A 6245-nucleotide genomic window follows, 5' to 3' on the forward strand; every position below is an offset into this window, starting at 1 on the left:
TCGCGAGCGCGGCCTTCTGCGGCCGGGGTACTTCGCCGACGTGGTGGTCTTCGACCCCGCCGAGATCCAGGACCACGCCACCTTCGAGAAGCCGCATCAGCTGGCCACCGGGGTCAGCCACGTGGTGGTCAACGGCCAGCTCGCCCTGGCCGACGGCGAGGCCACGAAGGCCCGTCCGGGGCGCGTCGTGCGCGGCCGCGGCTGGAAGGGCTGGCCGGACGGCGGCTGCCGGGCCAAGGCCTCGGACTGGAGCTGGTGACCGCTTCGCCGGCTCGCGCGTTCAGGCGTCCATGGCTGAGACGCCGAAGGATCTCGAGGGTCTGCTGAACGAGCTGAACGAGGTCGCCCGCAAGGCCGGCGACAAGGTCAGCGTGCGCGAGGTCTATTGCGCCGTCGGCGAGCGCTCGTTCGGGCCGCTGCTGCTGGTGGCCGGCCTGCTGGGCATGACGCCGGTTTCGGCGATCCCGGGCGCCCCGACGGCGCTGGCGCTCGTCACCCTGCTGATCGCCGCCCAACTGCTGTTCGGGCGGCGCACGCTGTGGTTGCCGAAGCGGCTCCTGGACCTCTCGACGCCGGCCGGACGGCTGATGGCGACGGTCAAGGTGGCGCGCAAGCCCGCCCGGGTGATCGACCGCGTCGTGAAGCCCCGCCTGGGTTTCCTCACCGGCAGGGTGGCCGACCGGATCGTGGCGGCGGCCTGCGTGCTGGTGGCGCTCGCGGTGCCACCGCTGGAGCTGCTGCCGTTCGTGGCCTTTGTGCCGGCGACGGCGATCGCCGCCTTCGGCCTGGGCTTGGTGGCGCGCGACGGACTGCTGATCCTCGTCGCCTTCGCGGCCAGCGCCGGCACCCTGTTCCTGATCGCGCGCCAGCTGCTGTCCTAGTCGCCGAGCGCCTTCAGGATCTCGGCTTCGGGCAGGTTCGGGTCCGCGAGCGGGTGGGAAGAGACCTGCACTCGCCAGTCCCAGTTCACCTCGGGCTTGGGCCGCGAGAAGCGGATCCAGTCCACGTCCATCAGCATGTCCACCCGAGCGGTCTTGTTGACCTCTCGGTTGCTGACCGCGGGGTTCTCCGGGCCCGGCGGCACGTCGTCGCTTCCGGTATAGGCGATCAGCCCCACCTCCATGCGCGCCCGCGGGTCCATCCGGTAGAAGCGGTCGCGCACCTGCCACTGGCCGCCTTCGGGCCGCGCCAGGGCGAAGAGGGTCATGCCCACCCGCACGAGGCGCAGCTCGACCCAGCCCGGCTGGAACGGCCTGAGCTTCAGGGACGAGTAGCTGTTGTAGGTCCCCTTGGTCTCGGTCACCGGCTTGCCGCGCTCGAGCCCGACGCCCGTGGTGATGAAGTGCCAGTTCTCGCGGAACGGCTTCCAGGTTTCGGCGGTCTGGCCGTTCGGGAACCGGGCCATCAGGCCGCCCAGCGACCAGGTCCCGCCGGCGATCTCGCCGGCCGCGCCCCGCACGCGCACCCGCGCGCGGACGTCGAAGTCCCCTTCCACCGTCTGGAAGAAGAACGGGGCGATCTTGTCCCGCACCCAGCCCGAGTCATAGGGCTCGAGATGCAACGCCCCCGGCGTGGTGGCGCCCACGTCGAAGGCCTTCAGCATCGACGGATAGCCGTACTTCGCGTCGAAGCGCGTCCACTTGGCGTCGAGCTCGTGGCCGTTGAATTCGTCGTTCAGGCCCGAGAGGTCCGTCCGCGGCGGCGGCTCCTGAGCCGACGCGCCGCCGGCCGTCAACGCCAGCGCGCCCAGCGCGCCGATCCACCGATACGCAGTCATGAAGGTCCTTTCCGACGCTCCCGCCCCAGTAAGGCTGCGCGCCGGCGACGTGTGCCTCCCGGTATGCGACGAACGCTGTCGTTCGGACGACGAGTTCGCGCAGCCCGGCCTCGTTCCGGCGGAGGGACGCGTTAGCCTGCGGCCTGCGCTGTTGTGGCCGTTGATCGCCGGGGCGGTCTGGCTTCTGCTGCGCTGACCGAAGGGGCGCCGCCGATTCCATGCTGCCTGTCCTGATCCCCGCGCCTTGGGCGCGCCGCGCGTGAGGCGAAGCGGTCCTGACGACCTGGACCGGCCCCTGTGGGCCGTTGCGCTCGTCTCGCTCAGCTTCTGGGCGATCTTCACCGTGCTGGCGACCACCCGCGCGCTGGTGAGGACGGGCAACCCGTTCCGGCCGGAGAGCGTCGTGTTCGACGGGGCCATGGTGCTGCTGTCCGCGACCGCAGGCGTCGCCATGCGGCCGCTGCTGGTCCGGATCTCGCGCCTGCCGCCTGCGGCCCAGCTCGCCAGCTGCGCGCTCCTCGTCGCCAGCATCTCCTCGGGATTCGAGTTCCTGGTGCGCGGCCTGTTCACGGTGATGGGCGGCTCTAACACCGTCGACACGCTGACGCCCCGGGCGATCGTGGTCGCCGGGCTGTTCTGGATGGCGCCCTTCTCGCTCTGGACGGCGCTCAATCTCGCCGACATCCACCAGGCGGAGGCCCGCCGGCGCGAGCGCCGCCTCGCCGCGCTCCAGGCCGAGGCCCAGGCGGCCCAGCTGCGGGCCCTGCGCTACCAGGTGAACCCGCACTTCCTGCACAACACCCTGAACGCCATCGCCGCCCTGATCCTGGATCGACGGCCAGACGAGGCCGAACGCGTGGTGCTGGGCCTGTCGCGCTTCTTCCGCGCGAGCCTGGCCAGCGACCCGCTGCAGGACGTCACCCTGGCCGACGAGGTGGCGCTCCAGCGGCTCTACCTCGACATCGAGAAGGTCCGCTTCGAGGACTTCCTCACCGTGGAGATCGACGTGCCGGAGCCCGCCGGCCACGCCCTGTTGCCGGCCATGATCCTGCAGCCGCTGGTCGAGAACGCGCTGAAGCACGGGCTGCGAGGTCCCGGCCGCCCCATGCGTCTGCGCCTCAGCGCCCGCGTCGCCGACGAGCGGCTGGCGATCCAGGTGGCGGACGACGGCCGCGGCAGCGCCGCGCCGGGCGAGGCGGGCGGCGGCGTCGGTCTTCGCAATGTCGCCAACCGCCTGGCGGCGCGCTTTCCCGGCCGGGCGTCGGTGGACGTCGACGCCGACGCCAGCGGCTTCCGGGTGACGCTCTCCATGCCCTACGAGGTCGCGGCATGAAGTCCCTGACCGTCGTGGCCGTGGATGACGAGGCGCTGGCGCTCCGGCGGGTGGAGCTGCTTCTGCGCAGGATCGATGGCGTGGAGCTGGTGGGCCTCGCCCGCACCGCCGACGAGGCGATCGACCGCCTGGAGGCCCTCAAGCCCGACGTTGTGCTGCTCGACATCCGGCTGACCGACGGCGACGGCTTCACGGTGGTCAAGGCCCTGACCGCGCCCGAGGCGCCGCAGGTGGTCTTCACCACCGCCTTCGACGAATACGCGGTGCGGGCCTTCGATGTCAGCGCCACCGACTTCCTGGTCAAGCCGCTGGAGCCCGCACGCCTGGAACAGGCGCTGGCCAAGGCCCGCGCGCTGCGCGACAACCGCGACGCCGCCGGCCGGCTGGCGGCGGCCGAGGCCGAGGCGCGGGCGTGGACCGGGGCCGAGGAGGCCGAGGTGTGGGCCGACCGGAACGGCACGCGCGTCCGGGTCCGCGCCGGCGAGATCGCGTGGGTGGAGGCCGAGCGCGACTATGCGCGCCTGCACGCCAGCAGCGGACGGCACCTGGTCCGCCGCACGATCGCGGCATTGGCCGAGGAACTCGGCGCCGACTTCCTGCGGGTGAGCCGCTCGGCGCTCGTGCGCCGGTCGCTGGTGCAGGCCTTCCGGCGCTGCGACCGCGGCGACTACCGGGTTGTCCTGCCCGACGGCGTGGAGTTGCGCGTCGGACCCACCTACCTGAAGGCCGTGCGCGAGGCGATCTTCTGAGGGCCGCAGCCGCGCGCGGTCAGTGGAACAGCCGCCAGACGGCCATGCCGATCATCACCCACATCGCCCCGGCGAGGCCAGCCATGAAGGTGAGCGCGAGCACGGCGCGCACCGGCCCGGCGCGGCGGCCGCGCGGCTGGGTTTCGACGATCGAATAGGCGGTCGCGTGCGGGACCACCCGCCGCGGACGCGCCGGCGGCAGGTCGCTGTCCATGGAAACAAGCTTAGCCGTTCGGCGACCTTCGTTCGACCGGCGGACTACCCATTTCGTCGCGCCGGCCGCAGGGTTTGTCGCTTTAGCGGTCCTTCTCGCGCTCGCCGATGGCCGCCTGGGCCGCCGCCAGCCTGGCGATCGGCACGCGGTAGGGCGAGCAGCTGACGTAATCCAGGCCCACGCTCTCGCAGAACTGGATCGAGGCGGGGTCGCCGCCGTGCTCGCCGCAGATGCCCAGCTTCACGTCGGGCCGCTCGGCCCGGCCACGCTCGGCGGCGATGCGGATCAGGTCGCCGACGCCCTCTTGGTCCAGGCTGACGAAGGGATCTTTCTCGAAGATGCCCTTCTCGATGTAGTGGCCCAGGAAGCGCCCGGAGTCGTCGCGGCTGATGCCGAACGTCGTCTGGGTCAGGTCGTTGGTGCCGAACGAGAAGAACTCGGCGTTCTGCGCCAGGTCGGCCGCGCGGATCGCCGCCCGCGGCAGCTCGATCATGGTGCCGACCTTGTACTCGATCTGGCAGCCCTTCTCGGCGATGACGGTTTTCGCTGTCCTGTCCGTCAGATCGCGCAGGAACTTCATCTCCTCGCCCTTGGCGACGAGCGGGTGCATGATCTCCGGGATCGGGGCGGGACGCCCCTCGCCCACCACCTCGCAGGCAGCCTCGATGATGGCGCGGACCTGCATCTCGTAGATCTCGGGATAGGCCACGCCCAGGCGGCAGCCGCGGTGGCCCAGCATCGGGTTCACCTCGTGCAGCTCCTGCGCGCGCCGCATCAGCTTCTTCGGGTCGAGCCCGGTGGCCTCGGCCACCGACGCCAGGTCCTCCTCCGTGTGCGGCAGGAACTCGTGCAGCGGCGGGTCCAGCAGCCGGATGGTGACCGGCAGGCCCTCCATGATCTTGAACAGCTCGACGAAGTCCTGGCGCTGCATCGGCAGGATCTTGGCCAGCGCCGCCCGGCGGCCGGCCTCGTCGTCCGCCAGGATCATCTCGCGCACGGCCGCGATCCGCGCCGGGTCGAAGAACATGTGCTCGGTGCGGCATAGGCCGATCCCCTCGGCGCCGAACTGGCGGGCCGTCTGGGCGTCCAGCGCCGTCTCGGCGTTGGCCCGCACCTTCAGCCGGCGCATGCCGTCGGCCCAGCCCATCAGCGATCCGAAGTCGCCCGACAGCTCGGGCTCCACCATCTTCACCGCGCCGGCCAGCACCTCGCCGGTCGAGCCGTCGATGGTGATCACGTCATAGGCCTTGAAGGTCTTGCCGCGGGCGTGGAACTCCCCGGCCTTCATGTCGATGCGGATCTCGCCCGCGCCCGACACGCAGGGCCGGCCCATGCCGCGCGCCACGACGGCGGCGTGGCTGGTCATGCCGCCGCGGGCGGTGACGATGCCGCGGGCCGCGTCCATGCCGCGGATGTCCTCGGGGCTGGTCTCCTCGCGCATGAGGATGACCGCCTCGCCCGCCCCGCCCAGCTTCTCGGCCTCCTCGGCGGTGAAGACCACCTTGCCGGTCGCCGCGCCGGGGCTCGCCGGCAGGCCCGTGGCGATCACGTCGCGCGGGCTGGCCGGATCGATGGTCGGGTGCAGCAGCTGATCGAGGCTGCCGGGCTCCACCCGCATCACCGCCTCTTCCTTGCTGATCAGGCCCTCGGCCGCGAGGTCGACGGCGATCTTCAGGGCGGCCTTGGCGGTGCGCTTCCCGTTGCGCGTCTGCAGCATGTACAGACGGCCCTGCTCCACCGTGAACTCGATGTCCTGCATGTCGCGGTAGTGCTTCTCGAGCTTCTCCACGACCGCCTTGAACTGGGCGAAGACCTCGGGCAGCGCCTCTTCCATCGACGGGTTGATGTCGCCCATCTCTTCGCGAGCGGCCTTGGTCAGCGGCTGCGGCGTGCGGATGCCGGCCACCACGTCCTCGCCCTGGGCGTTGATCAGGAACTCGCCGTACAACTTGTGCTCGCCCGTCGAGGGGTTGCGGGTGAAGGCGACGCCCGTGGCGCTGTTCTGGCCCATGTTGCCGAACACCATCGACTGCACGTTCACCGCCGTGCCCCAGCTCTCCGGGATGTCGTGCATGCGGCGGTAGAACTTGGCCCGGTCGTTCATCCAGCTGGCGAAGACCGCGCCGATGGCGCCCCACAGCTGGGCGTGCGGATCCTGCGGGAACGGCTGGC

Annotated in this window: 6 protein-coding genes and 1 pseudogene; 4 read left to right on the top strand and 3 right to left on the bottom strand. The window is 71.3% G+C overall.

Annotated elements, in window-relative coordinates:
* Together RIF93_RS17740 and RIF93_RS17745 are read left to right on the top strand one after the other, a co-directional pair.
* Positions 1-259, top strand: a pseudogene (locus tag RIF93_RS17740) (D-aminoacylase); the annotation flags it as partial.
* Positions 260-290: 31 nt separating this feature from the next.
* Complete coding sequence (locus RIF93_RS17745) at positions 291-881, top strand: exopolysaccharide biosynthesis protein (RefSeq protein WP_309092779.1); 591 nt, start codon at positions 291-293, stop codon at positions 879-881.
* On the opposite strand, the gene RIF93_RS17750 is transcribed toward RIF93_RS17745, so the two are convergent.
* Positions 878-1777, bottom strand: a complete 900-nt coding sequence (locus RIF93_RS17750; RefSeq protein ID WP_309092780.1) for a hypothetical protein — start codon at positions 1775-1777, stop codon at positions 878-880. The two genes, RIF93_RS17745 and RIF93_RS17750, sit on opposite strands and share 4 nt — an antisense overlap.
* A 259-nt stretch (positions 1778-2036) precedes the next feature.
* Between RIF93_RS17750 and RIF93_RS17755 the strand changes: the two genes are divergently transcribed.
* Together RIF93_RS17755 and RIF93_RS17760 are read left to right on the top strand one after the other, a co-directional pair.
* On the top strand, positions 2037-3110 hold the full coding sequence (locus RIF93_RS17755) for a histidine kinase (protein WP_309092781.1): 1074 nt from the start codon (positions 2037-2039) through the stop codon (positions 3108-3110).
* A complete protein-coding gene (locus RIF93_RS17760) occupies positions 3107-3859 on the top strand; it encodes a LytTR family DNA-binding domain-containing protein (protein ID WP_309092782.1) in 753 nt (250 codons plus the stop codon). The genes RIF93_RS17755 and RIF93_RS17760 overlap by 4 nt, the downstream gene beginning before the upstream one ends.
* Positions 3860-3878: 19 nt before the next feature.
* Here the strand turns inward: RIF93_RS17760 and RIF93_RS17765 are convergent, their stop codons facing one another.
* Both RIF93_RS17765 and ppdK read right to left on the bottom strand, forming a co-directional pair.
* A complete protein-coding gene (locus RIF93_RS17765) occupies positions 3879-4073 on the bottom strand; it encodes a hypothetical protein (RefSeq protein ID WP_309092783.1) in 195 nt (64 codons plus the stop codon).
* A gap of 82 nt (positions 4074-4155) precedes the next feature.
* The coding region (ppdK, locus tag RIF93_RS17770) for a pyruvate, phosphate dikinase (protein ID WP_309092784.1) at positions 4156-6245 on the bottom strand (2090 nt) is incomplete at its 5' end.

The organism is Phenylobacterium sp., from assembly GCF_031181185.1.
GTDB lineage: Bacteria > Pseudomonadota > Alphaproteobacteria > Caulobacterales > Caulobacteraceae > Phenylobacterium.

What these genes read in the sequence shown, in the direction of transcription:
- RIF93_RS17745 (WP_309092779.1), top strand. Translation starts at nt 291, where the DNA reads ATGGCTGAGACGCCGAAGGATCTCGAGGGTCTGCTGAACGAGCTGAAC.
- RIF93_RS17750 (WP_309092780.1), bottom strand. Translation starts at nt 1,777, where the DNA reads ATGACTGCGTATCGGTGGATCGGCGCGCTGGGCGCGCTGGCGTTGACG.
- RIF93_RS17760 (WP_309092782.1), top strand. Translation starts at nt 3,107, where the DNA reads ATGAAGTCCCTGACCGTCGTGGCCGTGGATGACGAGGCGCTGGCGCTC.
- RIF93_RS17765 (WP_309092783.1), bottom strand. Translation starts at nt 4,073, where the DNA reads ATGGACAGCGACCTGCCGCCGGCGCGTCCGCGGCGGGTGGTCCCGCAC.